Consider the following 19,589-nt stretch of genomic DNA (forward strand, 5'->3'; position numbering starts at 1 on the left):
CAGGCACACACCAGCAGGATCGCGGTCAGCGAGTACCACCGGCCCCGCCGGGAGCGCGGGTCGGGCACCGAGTCGAAGTAGGGACGCAGGTCGGCGATCCGACCGGCATCCAGTGGCCCCAGCTTCACCAGCACGGCAGGGATGGGAGAAGATACAGCGGCAGGCACGGGCCACCTCGTGATCATCGGGCTTAGACACCACAATGATCACGAAGCCCGTGCCTGTCCTGCTATGCACCCCAACCGGTCACTACCCGACCAGCCGCACTACCCCGGAACTTGCAACAGCCCTGGGCGTGGGAGCGTTGTCACTAAGGTCGTGGAATGGATAGGTACTCCTACGTCGGGCAGCCAGCCAGGCCTTGCGAATGGTGCGGCACGCCGATCCAGCAACCACCCGGCCGCTGGCGCCGACGCGCCTTCTGCAGCAAGGCGCACCGCCGAAGGAACCGCGCCCTGATGGACGTGGGCAGGATTTTGGATTGGTTCTAGAGGGCTGTACCGCCCCCGCGCGGAAGGGCGAGTCCGCCAGCCACCGGCCCGCCCGGACCTGCGCCAATAAGCCGCAATCCTGTACGATCCGGCCACGGTTGAGGGCAACCCCGGGGCCGGGCGGCAAGGGCCACTGCCGCCCGGCCGCCCTACTCGGCGGCGGGGGCGTCGGACGCCTTCTTCTTCGGCCTTTTCGTGACGCCCTGGATGATCTCCCGCACGCGCCCGAAGCTGATGCCGGTCTCGGCGGAGATGGCCCGCAACGTCATGCCATCGCTCTGCATCTCCTGCAGGGCCGCCTGCCTCATCGCCCGGGCCTGGCTGTGAGCCTTCGGCCACGCGTCGAGTAGCTGGGTCAGGCGTTTCGCCCGTACCGCAGGTGGCTCGTCGGCCGCGCCAAGGGCGTCGATGGCGTCCAGCACCCGCCGCACCTCCTCATCTAGCTGAGGGTCTTCCTCGCCCACGATCACCCCTTCGGAACCGTAACGGCTCCGCGACGCGCCTGTGCGGGGTACCCCCCACGGGATATTTTGTGTAGGGTACCCCGCACAGGAGGTTGTCGGAACCGCCTCCTGATGCAGTTCGGCCCCGGTCGGTGTGTGAGAGCCCGGCCGGGGCCAGCCAGACACCTGCTGACACAGGAGCTGACACAGTGCACCTTACTGATCTGACTTCGCCTGGCCTCTACTGCGGGGCCGAAGACGGCGACTGGAAGTCCGGTCCAGTGGTACCCCGAATCCCTGGGCCCCGGCGCTCAGGCGACTCGCTGGTGCCCTTGAAGGCGGTCGCCCGATGACCGCGACGTCGCAGTGCACAGACTGTGCGACCGCGCCAGCGGTAGCCAGGGGCAGGTGCAAGCCTTGCTACAGGAAGCACCTCCGCAAGTTGCAGGCTGCCGGGGCGTTCTCGCCTCGGCCTGGGAACCTGCCCATCGAGGAGCGCCTGTGGGGGCGCGCCGTTGCAGGCCCGCAGAGTTGCATCATCTGGGCCGGAAGCCTGACTAAGTGGGGCTACGGAAAGATCAGGTTCAACGGGGTCCACACCACTCCGCACTGCGTGGCCTACGAATTTGCTGTCGGTCCAGTGCCGGAGCGTATGCAGGTTGACCACACCTGCCACAATCGCGACACCTTGTGTCCTGGCGGCAAGCACTGCCTGCACCGGCGATGCATGAATCCTCACCACCTGGAGGCAGCCACCGCCAGGGAAAACACCCTGCGGTCGTCGAACACGATGCCTGGCGTTAACGCCCGCCGAGACCGCTGCGCGAGTGGACACCTCTTCACCGAGGACAACACGCGCATCGGCAAAGGCGGGCGCGAGGGGCGGATTCGACGCGACCGCCGCAGGCGGTGACCAGTCGTGACTTGGCGTCTTCCTGATCCGGGCGAGAAGCCCAGCAAGAGCTCGAAGAAGAACCGCGAGGGCCACCGCAACGGCGGCGCCGACCGGGCCGCGGCGGAAGGCCAGGCCTGGGAGGACGGCGACCGCGCTCACGAGCGGTTCGGCCGGTGGCGACGCCGCCGAGACTGACCAACCCCCGTCCGGCTGGGCCGGGCCCGACTCCCGTGCGGGTCCGGCCCCTGTGACGTTCCCCGCCGAGTTGAGAGGCGAGATCCGTGACCGAGACCCCCGACCAGCAGCAGCCGCGCATTCCTGGCGTCAGGTACCGCACCGTCACGCGGTACCGCGAGGAAACGACGGTGATCAATGGCGTGCCCGAGACCCGCAAGGTGCCGTACGACGCCTGGGAGCCGGTGCCGCCGCGCGACTGGGACGACATCATCGTGCGCGGCGTGACCGGGGTCGCGGTCGGTGTGACGGTGCTGGCCATCGCGGGCACAACGGCCGCCGTCGGTGGCCTCCTGCACAGGGTTGTGCATAGCGCCGTGGCCTACACCGTGGCCTTGGTCTTTGACTTGGCCTGGCTCGCCAGCATCGGCATGGAGCACGTTGAGCGGTGGGACACGAAGCGGGCCCGCGTGGTCCGCAACGCCGGCTGGGTGGCGTTGGGCATCTCGATGGGCTCGATCGTTGCGTTCGGCGGCGTCATGGAGCAGTGGGCGGCCGGTGGCGTGGCGGCCGCGGTGCCGCTGCTGTCGAAGGGCCTGTGGTGGATGGTCCTACGCACGTATGCAGTGCCGCTCAGCGAAGGTACGCGGTTCTGGATGAGCCGCCAGCGGGAGAAGATCGCTGCGACGTTCGCCGTGGCCGGGCAGCTCCGCCGCCTGGACAAGCACCGCGCGTATGCGGAGGCGGTGTACGGGCCTCAGGCGTCGACGGCTGCAGAGATCCTCAGCGTGCCCGCGCAGCCGATCCCGGCCGTCGAGGTGTCCGGACACGTTGAGGACACGTCCGGACGCCCGGACCCGAGCCCGGGCGGACAGCCCGCGCCTACGGCGCCGGAGCCTGCGCGGACAGTGTCCGGACACGGCGAGGACACCGCCCCGGACACGGCCGAGGAGCCGTCCGCGCCGGTGCCGCCGGTCGCACCGGTCGGCGGGTCCATCGCGGCGACCATCCGGGCCGAGCTGGCCAAGGACAAGGACATCAGCGACGAGGACCTGATCGAGCGCGTCCGGGCGGCCCACCCGACCCGCGACGACAGCAAGCTTCCCGGCACCGTGATCCGGACACGTCACCGCCTGGAGAACCCGCCGCCGAAGAAGAGGCGGGGCGCCTGATGAGCGTCGTCACCTGCCTCGTCCTCGCCGGCCTGGCCGTGTGGGCGTACCGGCGCCTCCAGCACCGCGGCGGTGCTGGGGCGTCGGCCGCCGCCCGCGCCCGCCAGCTCCGCACCCCAGCCGTACGGCTCGCCACGCTCCTCGGCATCCACACCCGCGCCGAGCACCTGGCCCGCCGCTACGACTGGGGCGCCGAGGGGGAGCGGCGGACCGCGCGCAGGCTCAACCGGCTCCGCCTCCACGGCTGGACGATCCTCCACGACCGGGCGCTGCCCACGGGACGCGCCAACGTCGACCACCTCGCCATCAGCCCTACGGGCACGGTGGTCATCGTCGACACCAAGCGGTGGGGCGCCCGCCACCCCGTCTACGTCGACGGCGACCAGCTGATGCACGGCGGCAAGGTCGTCACCGGCCGCCTCGACGCCCTCGCCCACGAGGCCGCCGCGGTCGCCCGCGCCCTCGGCGTCCCCGTCGTGCCGCTGGTCGTCGTTGACGGCGCCCCGGTCGCGGACAAGCGGATGTCCTTCCGGGGTGTCCGGATCGTGTCCGCCGACCGCGCCTGCGACGTCCTGCAGAGCCTCGGCCGCGCCCACGGCGCCAGCACCCGACGCCACCTCACCGAGCTTGCCCTGCAGAAGCTCCCGCCCCGAACCGGAGTGACGCGATGACCACCACCGAGCCCGGCGCCGACGAGCGGCGCATCGGCATGATCCTCCGTCACTTCGGCGTCGGCTACACCCCCACCGGCGAGGCCGACGAGGAGACCCGCCCGGCGGGGGAGCGGACACCGCGCCCCCGCCGGTGGCCGAACACGCCGCCGCTACTGATCGTCGGCAAGGCCAAGCCCACGGAGGAGACGGACGAGGGCGACCCGGACGACCAGCCCGAGGAGGAGCCGCAGCGCACGCGGCCCGTCCGTCGCCCACGGACACGGCGTCCGGACAGGGACCCGGACACCGAGGACGCGGAGGAGGACGGCGAGGAGGAGCCGAAACCGAAGCGGACCGCCCGCCGCCCGAAGACCCGGCCCGTCTCGAAGACGAAGGCCGGAGACAAGAGCGACGACGAAGACGAAGGCGAGGACGGGGACGAGGAGGAAAAGCGGCGGCCGCGACAGCAGCGCCGCCCGCCGTTCGCCGCCCCCGGCGTCCCCAAGCGTCGCAAGTCGCTGGTCGCTTCCGTCCGTACGATGCCCGGCCACCAGCGGTGGGCCATCTACAACGGCGCCGCGCTCGGCCTCGGCTTCGCCTTCGGCCTGCCCCAGTTCTTCACCGCAGAGACCGCCTACCTGGTCGCCACCAGCAGCTCATGGGCCGACCTGAACTGCCTGTTCTGGTACGCCGTCACCGCCGGGATCGCCTGGCTGGACTGGCGCACCCGCGGCTGGTGGCCCGGCCTCGCCCTCCTCCTGCGCGTGCCCGCCGTATCCCTCGTCGTCGGCGTCCTGCTCTACGGCGACCCCACCTGACCGCCCCGACCTGAACGGAACTCCCGTGAACAGCTTCCTCGGATCTCTCGGCACCGTCGGCGTCGCCCTCGCCCTGTCCGCGCTGCTCCTCCTCGGCACCCAGCCCGGCGGCCGGCTCAAGCCGCTCCCCTGGGGCGCGTGCCTCATCCTGAGCATGGTCGCGGGCAGCGCCTTCAAGGCAGCCGGGCCGCCGTTCTCGTTCGTCTCCGACCTCGTCGGCGACGGCATCGGCCTGACGAAGGGCATCATGCCCGGCCTGACGATGCCCGCCCTCGCCCTCACCATGGTCATCGTCATCCTGTGGAAGAAGCTGACGCTGCGCGGCATCAGCGTCCTGGGCATCGCGTTCTGGTACGTCGCCGCCGGGGCCGGGGGAGCGTGGGGCATCCTCGCCGACCGCATTCACGACATCGCCCAGAGCGCGGCATGAGCGCCCTCCACGCCGTGCCCAACCCCGGCGACGACGAGCCGCCGGGGGAGGAGCTGGTCGACGACGAGGACCAAGAGCACGACCTGGCCGACGACGAGGACGCGGGGGAGGAGAGCCTGCCTGGGCGGGCGTTCACCATGCCCGACCTCCGCCCCTACCTCGACCCGCGCGGCGCCGCCGGCGAAATGGCCCAGCTCGGCATAGACGTCAGCCGCCGCCCCGCCCGCGCGGCGGGCCGCGGCCTCGCCAACCTCCTGCGCCGCTTCCCCAACGGAAGCGGCGTTCTGCTGCAACTCCTCGTCAGCTGGCTCACCGGCACGCGCGGCAAGAGCGGCGGCTCCCTCGTCTACCGGCTCGGGGGAGCGGCCGCGGTCGGCTACTGCCTGTGCCGCGCGGTCGCCCTGTGGCCGCTCCGCGCCCTGCTCGGCCTCGCCGTCGCCTGGATCCTCGGCGCGGCACTCGCCGACCGGTGGGACGCAGCCGAAGCCGAGCGCCGCCGCCGGCGAGGCAAGGGCAAAGGCAAGGCGAAGGGCAAGGGGAAGCCGAAGCGGCCGGACCCCGAAGTGGCCGACGAGGAGACCCCCGCCGACGACGTCGACGAGGAGGAGGAAGAGGAGGCTCCCGAAGAGGCCGTGCCCGGGCCCACGCCAGAGGACATTACGAAGGCGCTGCACGCCCTTGTGGGAAGCGGGAGCGGGGTCCTGTTCACGACCCTCCGTGACCATCTCGAACTACCCTCCACCAAGGCCGTGAAAGCGCTCCTGAAAGAGGTTGGAATTCCCTCACGCCCGGGGGTTCGTGCGGTGGCCGGAAATGGGCCCGGAATTCACCGGAGAGACTTCCCCGTCCTCGCCTCTCTCGGAGGGGTGCCCCTTGGTGGTGATGTTGTCGCAGATGAGCAGCCAACAGCCAACGCCAACAACGCCGCCCGAGGATTGCGAGTGGAGCGCTACGGCGAGTCCTGCGTAATTGTCCACAATCCGGAACGAATTGATCGGCGTAATTGACCTGACGTAGGGTCAAGGTCGAAATGAAAGTGCCCTGGAGGATGACTAGGAACATCCGCCAGGGCGAAGCCGACTTGTAGGAGTCGACGTGAACGAGAATAGCGTCCGTTGCATCGCCGCCGAGAACGGCGCTTCGTGCTTCGAGGCCGCGACCTGCCAGACGCCAGTCCCGCTCTGCACCCCGCACCGGATGCAGGTCGCGATGGCCATCATCCCGGACATGCTGAGCCTGGCCGTCGAGACGGCCGACGTGACGCCGACGAACGCAGTGGACCCGCGCTCAGCTCACCTGCTGAGGACTGCGAAGCGGGCGCCTCTGCTGCTGCACAGCACCCATGAACCGCAGGTGTACTTCATCGAGCACGGGAGCCGGGTGAAGATCGGATACTCCACGAACCTCGGCAAGCGCATCAGCTCCCTGTCGCTGCGCCCGAGTGCCGTGGCCCTGGTCTTGTGGGGGGACCGGGACCTGGAGCGGGCGTTGCACATCTACTTCGATCCGTTTCGGGTTGAGGACTCCGAATGGTTTCGGTGTACGGCTGCCGTCCGGTCGTACATGGACAAGAAGCGCAGGCACGAGGACCGGGAGCCGGTGGACCTGGCAGCCGAGCTGGCTGCCTCCGCCGACCCCGACAGTTTGATCGGGACGCTCGTGCGTGCGGTCGGCCGTGACCGTGGCGTGCACCTCGCGACCCTGCTGCCCCAGGTGCGGCACCTGGGCATCCACAGCCGGGAAGAGTTGAGGCTCCGGCTCAAAGCAGACGGAATCCGGATCCGGCGCAGCATGCGAACCCGCGAAGGGGCGGGACGCTCGGGCGTCCATCGCGACGACCTCGCCGCGTTCGTGGCCCCTGGTGCCAGCAGCCGAACGTAGTTCCAGGCTGTGCAACCGGCTCCAACTGTCAAATGGATGGAGCATCATAAGTAGGACAGACGAGGACGAGGAGGACCGCCATGTACCGCTACCGGTGCGACCAGTGCCGCACGACGTCCCCGGCGGCCCACAGCCGCCACGAGCTGAACGGGCACCGCAGCAGCCACCGCGACCTGTTCCACGGCGGCCACATCCCGGACGGCGAGCATGTCATCGAGTCGCAGCGAATGAGCCTCCTCGACCTCCCTCGCGAACAGCGCATCGCCGCTGTGGTCCTTGCGGTCGTGCTCGTTGTGGCGTGCGTGATCCGCTACTGACCTTCCGCAAGACGAAGGGCCCGCGCACATGGGGTGCGCGGGCCTTCCTGCTATCTGGAGGCCGCCAGCCGCTCGACGACGACGGCTCCCTGGGCGTGCGGAGGCGGGGGACGTCGTACTCGCAGGCGATGAGGCGGACGCTTTCCCTGACCCACGTAGATGCTGGGCGAGGGACGTGCTGGTGACGCCCGTGCCTTGGCTTCGTGGGCGACGCTCTCGCGCGGGGCGCGCAGCAGCCGCTGCGCACCGAGGCCTGCCAGGTCAGTGCCCGCCAGGAGTTCGTCGCGAGCCAGCACCTGTTGCCCAACCATGCTCAAGCAGTGCGCTGTTACGGACGCGGGGTGTGCACCTTCTTGGCCCAAGCGGAGCTGGCTTGGGTTTGGTCGTTCGTCTGGATCGAGCGCGGTGCAACGGTGACGCGCCTTGCATGTGATTGACCACTAAGCGCCTGTGAGTGGCCGCAGCAGCGATTGCTTTGGAGGGTTGTCCGGTACAGGTCATGCCGGTTCTGGTCGCGTTATGGAGTTGATCAGTTACGGGGAGGTCGAGGTTGGATGTCTCCGCTGTGTAGATCATGTGAGTGGGGGGTGGGGGCTGTGCGACAAGGCTGGTCGCGACGTGGTGTCTTCAGGCGTCGAAGAGCGCAGGCACGTGGTGCGGTGCGGGCGATGGGCGTTGCTGCGTCATCGGTTTTTCTGGCCAGTTTGTTTCCAGCGGCTGTGCAGGCGGCCCCCGTCAATCAGGCGGTGACCGAGGCGCAAGATCAGGTGTCTGCTGCGGCGATCGCAGCCGAGACCGGGGAGCGCGTTGAGGTCCTGGGGTTGCGCGATGAGTACGCGCAGACGTTTGCAAACCCTGACGGGACGTTCACCCTGGAGCAGGCAACCGTGCCGCAGCGGGTGAAGGACGCCGGAGGTGCGTGGGTCGAGCCGGATGCGACGCTGGTGAAGCGTGCGGATGGGCGGATCGCGCCGAAGGCCGCGGCAGTGGACGTGTCGTTCTCCGGAGGCGGTGCGGGGAACGGGATGCTGCGCATCGCTAAGGGCGACAAGGCCCTGGGGCTGCAGTGGCCGGATGACCTGCCGGTCCCGGTGCTTGGCGGCTCCACTGCGACCTATCCCGAAGTCCTCCCTGGGGTTGACCTGCAGTTGACCGCGACTGTCGAGGGCTACCGTGAGGTCCTGGTAGTCAAGTCCGCCCAGGCGGCGGCCAACCCCTCCTTGGAGCACATCCAGTTCAAAGCCTCAGGCACAGGCGTGGAGCTGGCGCCCGGCGCGGGTGGCGGCGTTCGGGCGGTCGACGATGACGGCAACGCCGTCTTCAAGGGATCGGCCGCACTGATGTGGGATTCGGCCGGCCCGGCGACCGCCTCGGCGCTCGGTACCGGTGCGAAGACAGCGGCGTCTACCCTGCAGATGGTCTCTGGTGAGCAAGAGCCTGAGACCCAGCCGGGCGACGGCGATGCCACGGTCGTGCTCCCAGTGGGACTGGCTGATGGTGCGGTGATTGTCCGTCCGGACTTGGACCTGCTGCGCGGCGATGCGACGGTGTACCCGGTACGCATCGATCCCGCGATCGGGTTGAACGCCTCGGAACGCACCGTTCTGTCCTCTGACGGGGACCACTTCTGGCAGTTCGACGGTGACTACGGAGTCGGCAACTGCAGCGCAGTTGGCCCGTACTACTGCGGTTCGAACTACACCAACCGCATGTACTACGAATTTTCCCCAGCGCGGTTGTCCGGAAAGTACGTGCTTGACGCGACCTTCCGAGCATATGAAACGTGGTCCTTTGACTGCGTAGCGCACTGGGTTGACCTCGAGCGGACGAACAACATCTCCGAGGGCACGCGCTGGCCGGGACCGACGCAACTGGATCAGATGGGTGACCGCCTAGTTTCGGCGGGCCGGGGAGATGCGTGTTCACCGGCGCAGCCCAACTCGTGGATCGAGTTCAACGACAACCCGGATGAGACCGACGAGAACCTGACCTCCACGGTGAAGTCGTTCGCAGACGGCAAGATCTCCCGCCTCACGCTGATGCTGCGCGCCAAGGATGAAGGCGATGCGTCCGCGTGGAAGCGGTTCGACGACAACGCTGTCCTGTCGGTCACCTACATCGCGCAGCCGGGAACACCAACTGACGTGGGGTTGATTCCCGGGGACGGCACCACCGCCTACTGCAGGACCTCCGCAGCGGATCCGCTGGTCGTCACGCGAACCGACCCGACAGTCCGGGCACGAGTCCAGACGAAGGTGCAACCTGCCTCCGACGAGGACAAGGGTAGTCTGCAGGCCGAATTCGTCGTAGAGCGCCAGCAGGCAGACGCCACGTGGGCGGCATCCTGGAGTGATTACAGGCCATCATCCGGCTGGGTGACCGACGGCACCTTGCAGTCGATGCGGACCACACCCAGGGCGGACAACACGCTCTACCGCTACAAGGCCCGCACGCAATCTCACACCACGTTCAACGAGAAGGCCGTGGACCAGTTCTCGGCCTATTCGGCATGGTGCTATTTCAAGGTCGACGCGACCGCGCCCAAGGCACCGCAGATCCTGCCCAAGGCCCCGTACGCCGAGTGCACGGCCAACCTCTGCGAGGGGAACGGTGGCCCCGGAGTGGCTGGGAAGTTTGACTTCCTGCACAACGCTGCGGACACCGACATCATCGGCTACCGGTACCGGCTACTGACCACCACGGCCGCGGACAAGCAGGAGGTCACCGCCGACGCGAATCACGATGTCCGTGATTGGCCGGTGACCCCGTCCCTGTCGGGCACGCAGGTACTTTCGGTGGAAGCCAAGGATGTGCGGCAGCGGTGGGGCACTCCGGCTGAGTTCACGTTCAAGGTGGCACCGGCGCAGGGGCCCGTTGGTCGGTGGCACTTCGACGACGCCGCTCCGGGGTCGCTCGTAGGGACAGCCAAGGACAGCGCCACGGATGGCACCCGGCACGATGCCACGCTCAAGGATCCAACGGGCGGAGTCGGCTGGTCGACGTTGGCGCGACGGGGCGACGGCGACTACTCGCTCTACCTGAACGACAGCTCGGATACAACGGTTCCCGTTGGATGGGCTGCCACCGCGTCCCCTCCAGTGAACACGCATGATTCGTTCACCGTGTCCACGTGGGCCTATCTCACGGACGCGACGACCAACCACGTGATTCTGGCAGAACCCGGCGATCACGCAAATGCGTTCACCCTGTATTACTCGTCGTCCTACAAGGCTTGGGTGTTCAATCGCACGGACCGGGACCAGTCCACGCCGGTGTTTCTGCGCTCCGTGGCGGAGAAGCAGAATCCGCCACTAAAGGTTTGGACGCATCTGGCTGGCGTCTTCAAGACTGAAGGCGACGACGGGATCCCTGACACCGATCCCACGAACGACACCATTCAGCTGTTTGTCAATGGGCAGCCTCAGGGCCAGCCGGTCAACCTGACCGGACTGTCGTCGACCTATCAGCCGTGGACGGCAACCAGTGGTATGCAGTGGGGCCGCTCAGTCAAGGACGGAGTCGGGCTCGAGACCTACCGAGGACGCGCGGATGAAACTGCCGTGTGGCAGCGCGCCCTGACCGAGGACGAGATCCGAGAAGAAGCCGCAGCCAGGGAAGATGGCGTTCCTCTAACCGAGTTGGTTGCCGCCTGGGACGCGACCGTGTCCAGCGGGACTTCGGTAAAGCAGACCAGCTCTTACCCGCGGGCGAACATGAATCTGTCCGCCACGGGGGCGGTCATCGACGCCGACAACAACAACCTCACGCTCGACGGCACCAGCGGATTCGCTTCCGTCGTTGGCCCGGTGCTTGACGAGAACGCATCGTTCACCATCACAGCCCGGGCGCAACTTGACAGTGTCAAGTGGGCCACGAAGCCGACGGGCTATTCAGCCATTGTCGCTGCACAGCGTGCCGGCAGCACGGCAGGGGAGTCGTCGTGGGCGCTGTGGGCGGAGAAACGCGCGGACGGCATCTACTGGTGCTTCGGCCGCGCAGCGGTGGACGCGACCGGGAAACTTACGAAGGCCAGCCGAGTCGAAGACTGGAACGTCGCCGAACTGGATACCTGGGTGCAAATCACGGGTGTCTTCGACGCGAACGAAGTCGATGCCACTCAGACCGATAAACGCTACGGCGTGACCCATCTGTATGTCGGGGAGACCGACCAGCCGCTCGGATCGAACGCTGGCTTCTCTACCTCCCAGCAAGGTGCGGGGGACATCACGGCGGGCCGTGGTACGAGCGGTGGCGCAACCGGCAAGTACCTGCCGGGGGCGCTGGAGGAAATCAAGGTGTTCGTCGGTGCGATGGACTCCTACCAGGTCTTCGAGAAGATCATCGCCCCGCACGAGGCCAACGGGACCTGACGCTGTTCTGCCGGGGCACGGCACAGATCATGCCGTGCCCCTGCATCACGACGCCTGCTTAACCAGCTACTGACTTCACCACGCGCCGGAGACTCAGCCGGGGCGAGACCGGACACGAGCGGCCCTTGCCTGGGCCACACAGGGGTGGGACACACATGAGCGATCAACGCCCATTGAGGCAACAACGTGTCGCAGGAGCACGCCGCAAGTGGGGTGGCCGCCTGGCCGTCGTGCTGGGGTTCGCCATGCTGCCCGGGCTACTGACGCCGGTCTCATTTGCCGCTACGCCAAACCCACTTGGTCGACCAGAGCTCAGCGCCCCTTCTACGGTCAAGGTCTCCCCGTTCACCGCGAAAGCGAAGGCCAAATCTGAAGCCAGGAGAGTCAAGGACGAAAAGGCCCTCAGGGCCGACCGCCGCCGTGCCCAGACCGACCAGGCCCGTACGGTCGCCTGGCCGAAGGCCGGAGCCGCACAACTCACCCTCCCTACGAGCGGCACCGCGGCGGCCACGCCCGGCGCACTGCCTGTCACCCTGTCCGCCCCCGCGCCGAGCAAGGGACGTCAAGCCGCTCGCGCGGCATCGGTGACCGTCAAGGTTCTGAATCAAAAGGCGTCCCAGGCGGTGGGACTGAAGGGCGTGCTGCTGACTGCCACCGCCCCCGCCGCCGGCGGCACTGCACGCTTGGGCATTGACTACTCAGCTTTCGGCTCCGCCTACGGCGGCGACTGGGCCGGCCGCCTGCAGGTGGCCCAGATGCCCGCGTGCGCACTGACCACGCCAGACAAGGCCGCCTGCCGGACCCTCACCCCCCTGCACTTCACCAACGAGCGCCGCCACGAACAGCTCCAGGCCGACCTCACTTTCAAGTCCGCCGGGACATCCGCGGGTACCACTGGACAGACAATGCTGCTGGCGCTCGCCGCCACCAGCGCCTCCGGCGCGGGAGACCACAAGGCGACCCCACTCGCGGCTTCCTCCACCTGGGAGGCAGGGGGGAGTTCCGGCTCCTTCACCTGGTCCTACCCGCTGCGCGTACCGCCGGCCGCGGCGGGGCCTGCCCCTGACCTGACGATCTCCTACGACTCCGGCAGCGTCGACGGCCGCACCGCCAGCACCAACAACCAGGGCACCTGGATCGGTGAGGGCTTTGACCTCACTTCGTCCTACATCGAGCGCAAGTATGGCTCCTGTGACGACGATGGCCAGGATGGCAAGTACGACCTGTGCTGGAAGTACGAAAATGCCTCCCTGGTGCTGAACGGTAAGGCCACCGAGCTGGTCAAGGACGACACCAGCGGTAAATGGCGGCTGAAGAACGACGACGCCTCGACCGTCACCCACTCCACCGGCGCTGAGAACGGCGACGACGACGGCGAATACTGGACCGTCACCACCGGCAACGGCACCAAATACGTCTTCGGCCTGAACAAGCTCGACGGGGCAGGCGCCACCGACCGCACCGAATCGGTCTGGACCGTCCCCGTATACGGCGATGACCAGGGCGAACCCGGCTACAGCAGCGATACCAGCTTCAGCGGCCGCAGCAAGCAGCAGGCCTGGCGCTGGAACCTGGACTACGTCGTAGACACACACGACAACGCCATGACCTACTGGTACGCCGCCGATGACAACTACTACCTCAAGGCCGGAACCACCTCCACCAAGTACACCCGCGGCGGATACCTGAAGGAGATCCGCTACGGCCAGCGCGCCGACAAGCTGTTCTCTGCCGTCCCGGCCGCCTCGGACAAGGTTGTCTTCACTCCCAGCGAGCGCTGCGAGACCAGCTGCAGCGAGCTCACCGACAGCACCCGCGACCACTGGCCGGATGTCCCATTCGACGCGATCTGCTCATCCGGCGACGCATGCACCGGTAACGTCGGTCCGACCTTCTTCACCCGCAAGCGCCTGACCGCCATCACGACCTACTTCTGGGACAAGACCCTCGCCACCCCCGCCTACGCGCCGGTCGACGCCTGGGCCCTCACCCAGACCTACCTCGACCCGGGTGACACCGGTGACGCCTCAGACCAGTCTCTGTGGCTCAGCCAGATCCGCCACACCGGCAAGCGCGGCACGGACATCGCCCTGGACCCGGTCACCTTCACGCACACCTGGATGACCAACCGCGTCGACGGCAACGCCGACGACATCCTGCCGCTCACCAGGCCCCGCATCAAAAAGATCGTCTCGGAGACCGGAGCCGAAACCCAGGTCACCTACATGGACCCGGGCTGCCTGGCCGGACAGACCCGCCCCGCGCCCGACCAGAACACATCGCGCTGCTACCCCGTCTACTGGTCTCCCAACGGCGGCCCAACCCCCCAGCTCGACTGGTTCCAGAAGTACCCGGTGTCCTCCGTCGAGACCCTGGACACCACCGGCGGATCGCAATCGGTCATCCACACCTACAGCTACTCCGGTGGCGGTGCCTGGCACTACAACGACGACCCGATGACCCCGCAGAAGGAACGCACCTGGTCCATATGGCGCGGCTTCGAAAAGGTCACCCACCTCACCGGTCCCACCGGCGGCACGCAGTCCAAGACGGTTACCGTCTATTTGCGCGGTATGAACGGCGACCGTGTCCTTGGTAGCGACGGTAAGACACTGGACCCGGACAAGCGGAAATCCGTCACCGTCTCCGGCATCAAGGCGGCGGAGCTGACCGACAGCGAGCAGTACGCCGGCTTCACCCGCGAGTCCGTGACCTACGACGGCGCCAACGAGGTATCCGGCAGCGTCAACGACCCCTGGTCCCAGCGCACCGCTACCCAGCACAAGGCCTACGCCGACACCGAGGCCTACTACGTGCGCACCGGCGCCACGCACGGCCGCACCCGCATCACCAGCGCCGTCACTCCATACGACCGGGTCCGCACCACCGTCACTAGCTACGACGACTACGGCATGCCGATCACCGTCGACGACAAGGGCGACGACTCGCTCACCGGCGACGAAACCTGCACCCGTACCTGGTACGCCCGAAACGACACCAAGGGCATCAACTCGCCCGTCTCGCGCACCCGCGTGGTGAGCAAGGCCTGCGGCGTCGACGACGCCCAATTGGACCTGCCCGCCGACTCCACGCGCCCCGGCGATGTCATCTCGGACACCGCCACCGCCTACGACACCACCACCTGGACCGAGAGCCAAACCCCGACCCAGGGTGAGGCTCGCTGGACCGGCCGCGTCAAGGGCTACACCACTGCTGACGCACCCATCTGGCAGAAGATGGGCACTGTCGACTACGACGACCTGGGCCGACCCACAACGGTCAGGGACACCAACGACGCGACGAAGCTCACCACCGAGTACGACCCCGTAGCCTCCGGCCCGCTCACCGCCACGAAGGTCTCCGACGCCAAGACCTATGCCACCAACACCACCATCGACCCGGCGTGGGGATCGCCGCTGACCATCACTGACCCCAATAGCTCCCTCACGGAATCGACCTACGACAGCCTCGGCCGCGTCACCGCCACCTGGCTGCCCAACAGCTCCCGCGCAGGCAGCAAGCCAGCCAACTACATCTACACCTACAAGGTGACCTCGTCCGACGTCTCGTGGGTGTCCACCGCCACCCTCAAGGGCGACGCGACCGGCTACAACACCACCTACGAGTTCTTCGACGCCGTCCTGCGCTCCCGCCAGATCCAGACCCCGACCCCGGTCGGTGGACGGCTGATCGCCCAAACCCTCTATGACGCCCGCGGTCTGGCCGTTACGACCCAGGGCGACATCTACGACAACACCTCCGCCCCATCCAGCACGATGGGCCAGATCGACGCCGGTCAGGCACCGATTCAGACCGACACCACCTACGACGGTGCCGGCCGCGCCACCCAGGTCGCCACAAAGACCGGTACCACCCCGCTGTGGACCACCACCAGCACCTACACCGGCGACACCGTCACCACCACCGCCCCCGAGGGCGGCCAAGCCGCAGCAGTCGTCACCAACGCCCTCGGACAAACCACCCAGCGCCGTGAATACGACGCCCCCCAGGCCGCCGGTGCCCACTTCACCACCACCAACTTCACCTACACCCCCGGCGGCCAAGCCAAAACCACCATCGGACCAGACACCGCCACCTGGTCCTACACGTACGACCTGTTCGGCCGACAAATCACCGCGAACGACCCCGACAAGGGCGAGACCGACACCGCCTACAACGAACTCGACCAGGCCATCTCCATCAGCGACGCACTCGTCCTGGCCGGCGACGCCTCCCGCAAACTGATCTACGAATACGACGAACTCGGCCGCAAGACCAAGCAGTGGACCGGCTCCAAGACCGACGCCACCCTGGCCGCCGCCTGGACCTACGACAGCGTCAAGAAGGGCCAAATCACCGACGCCACCCGCTACGTCGGCGGCCTGACCGGCCAGGCCTACACCAGCAAGGTGACCGCGTACGACTCGATGTACCACGTCACCGGCAACCAGGTTCTGCTGCCCGCAGAAGACCCTCTGGTCAAGGCTGGCGTACCCAGCACTCTTGCGTTCACCACGGCCTACCGCCTGGACGGCACAATAAGCCAGCACCGGGAACCAGCCGTGGCCGGACTAGCCACCGAACCCATGACCCTCACTTACAACGCCACCGGGCAGCAACTGGGTCTGAAGGGGACCACCGGCTACCTGGTGGCCGCCACCTACTCACCCCAAGGCGACCGCAAGCAGCTCACCCTCGGACTCGCCTCCACCCCAGGCAAGTACGCCTACCTCAACAACGAGTACGAACCCGGCACTCGCCGCTTGGCCCGCTCATACGTCACCGACGACATCCACGGCTACATGCCGCAAGAACTGCGCTTCAAGCAGGACGACGCCGGCAACGTCCGCTCCATCTTCGACGCCACCACGCTCGGCGGCACCGGCAAGAGCGACAACCAGTGCTTCCTCTACGACGGCAACCGCCGCATGACCGAAGCCTGGACCCCCACCACCGCCGACTGCGCAGACTCCGGCCGCACCACAACCAACCTCGGCGGCGCCGCCCCCTACTGGAACAGCTACACCTACAAAGACAGCGGCCTGCGCGACACCAGCACCGTGCACACCGCCACAAGCAACACCACCACGACATACGCCTACGGCACCCCCAACGGCCAACCCCACGCCCTGTCGACCACCACCGTCGGAAGCACCACCACCGGCACCTACGCCTACGACAAGACCGGCAACACCACCGGACGCCCCGGCACCCAGGCCGCCCAAACCCTGACCTGGAACGCCGAGAGCAAGCTCGCCACCAGCAGCGAACCCGCTGTAGGAAGCAAGCCCGCCACCGGCACCAGCTACCTCTACGACGCCAACGGCACCCTCCTCATCCGCCGCCCCACCACCATCGACGGCGAAACCGTCCTCTACCTCGGCGCCACCGAAGTCCACCTCAAGACCACCAGCGGCGGCACGACCAAGACCCTGACCGGCAACCGCTACTACACCGCCGCCGGCCAAACCATCGCGGTGCGCACCGCAACCCCCTCCAGCAACACCGTCACCTTTCTGGCCGGCGACCACCACAGCACCATGAGCCTCGCGCTCGACGCCACCACACTGGCCATCACCAAGCGCTACAGCACGCCATTCGGCGCCTCCCGCGGCACGAGCGCCACCACCTGGCCAGACGACAAGGCATTCCTCGGCGCCCCCGCCGACACCACCACCGGTCTAACCCATATCGGCGCCCGTGAATACGACCCTGCCGTCGGCCGCTTCCTCAGCGTCGACCCAGTCCTCGACACCGCTGCCGCTCAATCCCTGAATGGCTATGCCTACGCAAATAACAGCCCAGCAACTTACTCCGACCCCACCGGCCTGGACTATGGCTGTGGCGCTGGTACTGGCGCGTGCATTCCTCAGAACGACGGCACTAACAGCAATGTCAGCACGGACAAAGACGCTAAGCCGGGAACTAACGGCGGCCTCGATAGCGTGCCTGTTGCGGTCGATCACCCTTACAGTCACACAACTCTCGGGGACCCACTGCCCGATTCTTGTGGCGATCGGTGCGGACTTTACGGACCCCAGCCTGGGGGTGTAGGTGGGTTCATTCGGTGGATGCTAGAGGGCAACATATGCAATCCCGGGTACCCGTGTGAAGCCGTTGAGATTAACGAGCTCGTTGTGCCGGCAGTGCCCGAGGGGCCTCTCCTGGGGGGGTGTAAATGTGGGAGGGGAATTGCTGCCGGAGGTCTAAACGCTGTAGAGGCCGAAGCTCTAGGCGCAGCCCTGACAGGCACTACCGTAAAATCACGGCTGGGGGAGAAGTACGAAACCCCGGAAACTGGACTGCTGTCGAAACTTATCAATCCGCAGAAGGGGATGGCGAACTGTCGAGGCTGCTCACTTGCTCTAGACCGCCTTCTCTCTGGTAAAGGTGTGCCATCTCCGAGGGGAATTCGTGGGTGGATGGAGCGCGGGGGATTGGACACAATAGAAGCCAACTATCCAGGTCGAAAGTTCAGGGATATGAGTTTCTATTGGGTGATCCGTACCGTTAGGCAGGCGGGACCTGGGGCGCGGGGTATCGTCTTCGGCGCCGACAAGCGCGGCGGCCATGTGTTTAACGTCGTAAACCAGGATGGTAGGGTGGTCTTCCTTGACGCACAGATCCCGCAAGGTGCGCAGCATGCTGCGACCTGGGATAGCTACCAATTTCTGAGGACGGATTAGTGAATCAAGAAGAGGCTCTTCGTGCAGCCGAAAAATTCCTTGAGGCGAGTCGAAATTCGGGCGAGCCGGAGCTGAAGATCGATTACGGCCTGGTGGAGGAAAAGGGGGGAATTCTCATCGTTCCTTACAATTCGGCCCAGTATCTGACAACGCGAAACGTTCGAGATATGTTGCTGGATTGCTGGCCAATTCTGGTCGAGCTGGACAGCGGTTCTGTCCGTTTTGGTGAACTTGGAGATCGGCCGCTGTGGAATGAATAGGGCGTCCAGGGCTTACTGGGGTCTGGGGCTGCGGCTTCCGGACGCCAGTGACCGATGCCTTACGTGGGGCCGGCATGGGCACGCGATCTCATGGTCGTAACGGCTCCCCTGTGTACACAGGAGTGCCCGGCTGAGTTCCTTCGCAGCCGGGTCTCCTGGTTGCAGGCGACCGCGTGAACGCGCCGACGCCGTGCCGCGCGCGGCACGGCGGAAGTGCGGCCGCATTCTCAAGAGCGAGGCCTCGCGCCAACGCGGGTACGGACCTGAGTGTTGGCGCGCCATCGGTGGCGGCTACTCCCGCACCCCCGAAGGGGTGCGGGACCACCGTCAAGGCGACGTGATCAATGCCGCGACTGCCACCAGAGCCCTATGAGACACCTGTGGCCGTAGTCCCGGCGCCGTACGAGGCGCCACGAATGAACTCCGCTGTCACTGCCTCACGGTGACGCCTCATCCAGCCGCGTGCAGCCTCACGAACTGCCTGGACACGCCTGTGGAAGCGATGGTTTCCCGGCCTACCCTGGGATCGCATGGCAACTCCTCTCCGGTTGCAGGGTGGGGTTGCGCGTAGAGGGCCCTCCGACCAGGCCTAGACGAGTTTGTCCGAATGGCTGCGGGCGTGAAGAGAGGGTGTTCAAGATCCGTTTGTGACGACAGAACTGAACACCCTCGTGACCGCACTGTACGTGAAGATCGACGATGAGTGGGCCGGGATCCTCCAGGGCTTGATCAAGTTCCGTAGGTGTCTGGATCGTTGGTGATGCCCAGGATGCGGAGTGCTCGCTCGGGTTCGTTGCGAATTGCGCGGGTGGTCTTGGCGATGTTGTCGGCTCCGAGGATTTTCAGCACGCCGATGGCGAGGTTGCGAAAGGTCGCCATGGCACGCGGTGCGGTCCCGGTGTGGACGGTGGAGGCGTCCTCGGCGAAGGTGACGTCCCTGATGTGGTGCGAGGAGTTCTCGATTCCCCAGTGCCCGCGAATCGCAGCGGCCAGGTCGGC

The 19,589-nt window shown here is 66.9% G+C and carries 14 protein-coding genes and 1 pseudogene; 13 read left to right on the top strand and 2 right to left on the bottom strand.

Annotated elements, in window-relative coordinates:
* Positions 1-640: 640 nt before the first annotated feature.
* Positions 641-955: a hypothetical protein gene (locus B085_RS0135410; protein ID WP_158689887.1), complete on the bottom strand. Its 315-nt coding sequence runs from the start codon at positions 953-955 to the stop codon at positions 641-643.
* Between the two features lie 328 nt (positions 956-1,283).
* Here B085_RS0135410 and B085_RS52045 point away from each other — a divergent pair, with 328 nt between their 5' ends.
* The 13 genes from B085_RS52045 (at position 1,284) to B085_RS52050 (ending at position 18,963) form a co-directional block, all read left to right on the top strand.
* Positions 1,284-1,847, top strand: a complete 564-nt coding sequence (locus B085_RS52045; protein WP_078620215.1) for an HNH endonuclease signature motif containing protein — start codon at positions 1,284-1,286, stop codon at positions 1,845-1,847.
* 6 nt (positions 1,848-1,853) lie between these two features.
* Complete coding sequence (locus tag B085_RS49790; protein WP_158689888.1) at positions 1,854-2,024, top strand: hypothetical protein; 171 nt, start codon at positions 1,854-1,856, stop codon at positions 2,022-2,024.
* Positions 2,025-2,110: 86 nt separating this feature from the next.
* Positions 2,111-3,175, top strand: a complete 1,065-nt coding sequence (locus B085_RS46090; RefSeq protein WP_018563337.1) for a hypothetical protein — start codon at positions 2,111-2,113, stop codon at positions 3,173-3,175.
* Complete coding sequence (locus B085_RS0135420) at positions 3,175-3,846, top strand: nuclease-related domain-containing protein (RefSeq protein ID WP_018563338.1); 672 nt, start codon at positions 3,175-3,177, stop codon at positions 3,844-3,846. The genes B085_RS46090 and B085_RS0135420 overlap by 1 nt, the downstream gene beginning before the upstream one ends.
* Positions 3,843-4,646: a hypothetical protein gene (locus tag B085_RS0135425; protein WP_026251780.1), complete on the top strand. Its 804-nt coding sequence runs from the start codon at positions 3,843-3,845 to the stop codon at positions 4,644-4,646. Before B085_RS0135420 ends, B085_RS0135425 begins: the two co-directional genes overlap by 4 nt.
* 25 nt (positions 4,647-4,671) lie before the next feature.
* Positions 4,672-5,076: a hypothetical protein gene (locus tag B085_RS0135430; RefSeq protein WP_018563339.1), complete on the top strand. Its 405-nt coding sequence runs from the start codon at positions 4,672-4,674 to the stop codon at positions 5,074-5,076.
* Positions 5,073-6,083 (top strand): hypothetical protein, encoded by a 1,011-nt coding sequence (locus B085_RS49795; RefSeq protein ID WP_161275783.1) that lies wholly within the window; start codon positions 5,073-5,075, stop codon positions 6,081-6,083. The genes B085_RS0135430 and B085_RS49795 overlap by 4 nt, the downstream gene beginning before the upstream one ends.
* Before the next feature lie 88 nt (positions 6,084-6,171).
* Positions 6,172-6,957 carry a GIY-YIG nuclease family protein gene (locus B085_RS0135440; protein ID WP_018563341.1) on the top strand — a complete coding sequence of 262 codons (786 nt, stop codon included), beginning with the start codon at positions 6,172-6,174 and terminating at the stop codon, positions 6,955-6,957.
* Positions 6,958-7,037: 80 nt separating this feature from the next.
* Positions 7,038-7,274: a hypothetical protein gene (locus B085_RS0135445; RefSeq protein WP_018563342.1), complete on the top strand. Its 237-nt coding sequence runs from the start codon at positions 7,038-7,040 to the stop codon at positions 7,272-7,274.
* 668 nt (positions 7,275-7,942) lie between these two features.
* A complete protein-coding gene (locus B085_RS0135455) occupies positions 7,943-11,644 on the top strand; it encodes a LamG domain-containing protein (RefSeq protein ID WP_018563344.1) in 3,702 nt (1,233 codons plus the stop codon).
* Positions 11,645-11,799: 155 nt separating this feature from the next.
* On the top strand, positions 11,800-18,330 hold the full coding sequence (locus B085_RS44855) for an RHS repeat-associated core domain-containing protein (RefSeq protein WP_106435108.1): 6,531 nt from the start codon (positions 11,800-11,802) through the stop codon (positions 18,328-18,330).
* The gene (locus B085_RS47785) at positions 18,330-18,590 is read left to right on the top strand and encodes a YrhB domain-containing protein (protein WP_086020779.1); all 261 of its coding nucleotides are present in this window, start codon (positions 18,330-18,332) and stop codon (positions 18,588-18,590) included. Before B085_RS44855 ends, B085_RS47785 begins: the two co-directional genes overlap by 1 nt.
* A 190-nt stretch (positions 18,591-18,780) precedes the next feature.
* Positions 18,781-18,963: a DUF6011 domain-containing protein gene (locus B085_RS52050; RefSeq protein WP_420706639.1), complete on the top strand. Its 183-nt coding sequence runs from the start codon at positions 18,781-18,783 to the stop codon at positions 18,961-18,963.
* Positions 18,964-19,319: 356 nt separating this feature from the next.
* Here B085_RS52050 and B085_RS0135465 read toward each other — a convergent pair.
* Positions 19,320-19,589 (bottom strand): annotated as a pseudogene (locus B085_RS0135465) (ISAs1 family transposase); the annotation flags it as partial.

This window comes from Streptomyces sp. BoleA5 (assembly GCF_000373665.1).
Taxonomy (GTDB): domain Bacteria; phylum Actinomycetota; class Actinomycetes; order Streptomycetales; family Streptomycetaceae; genus Actinacidiphila.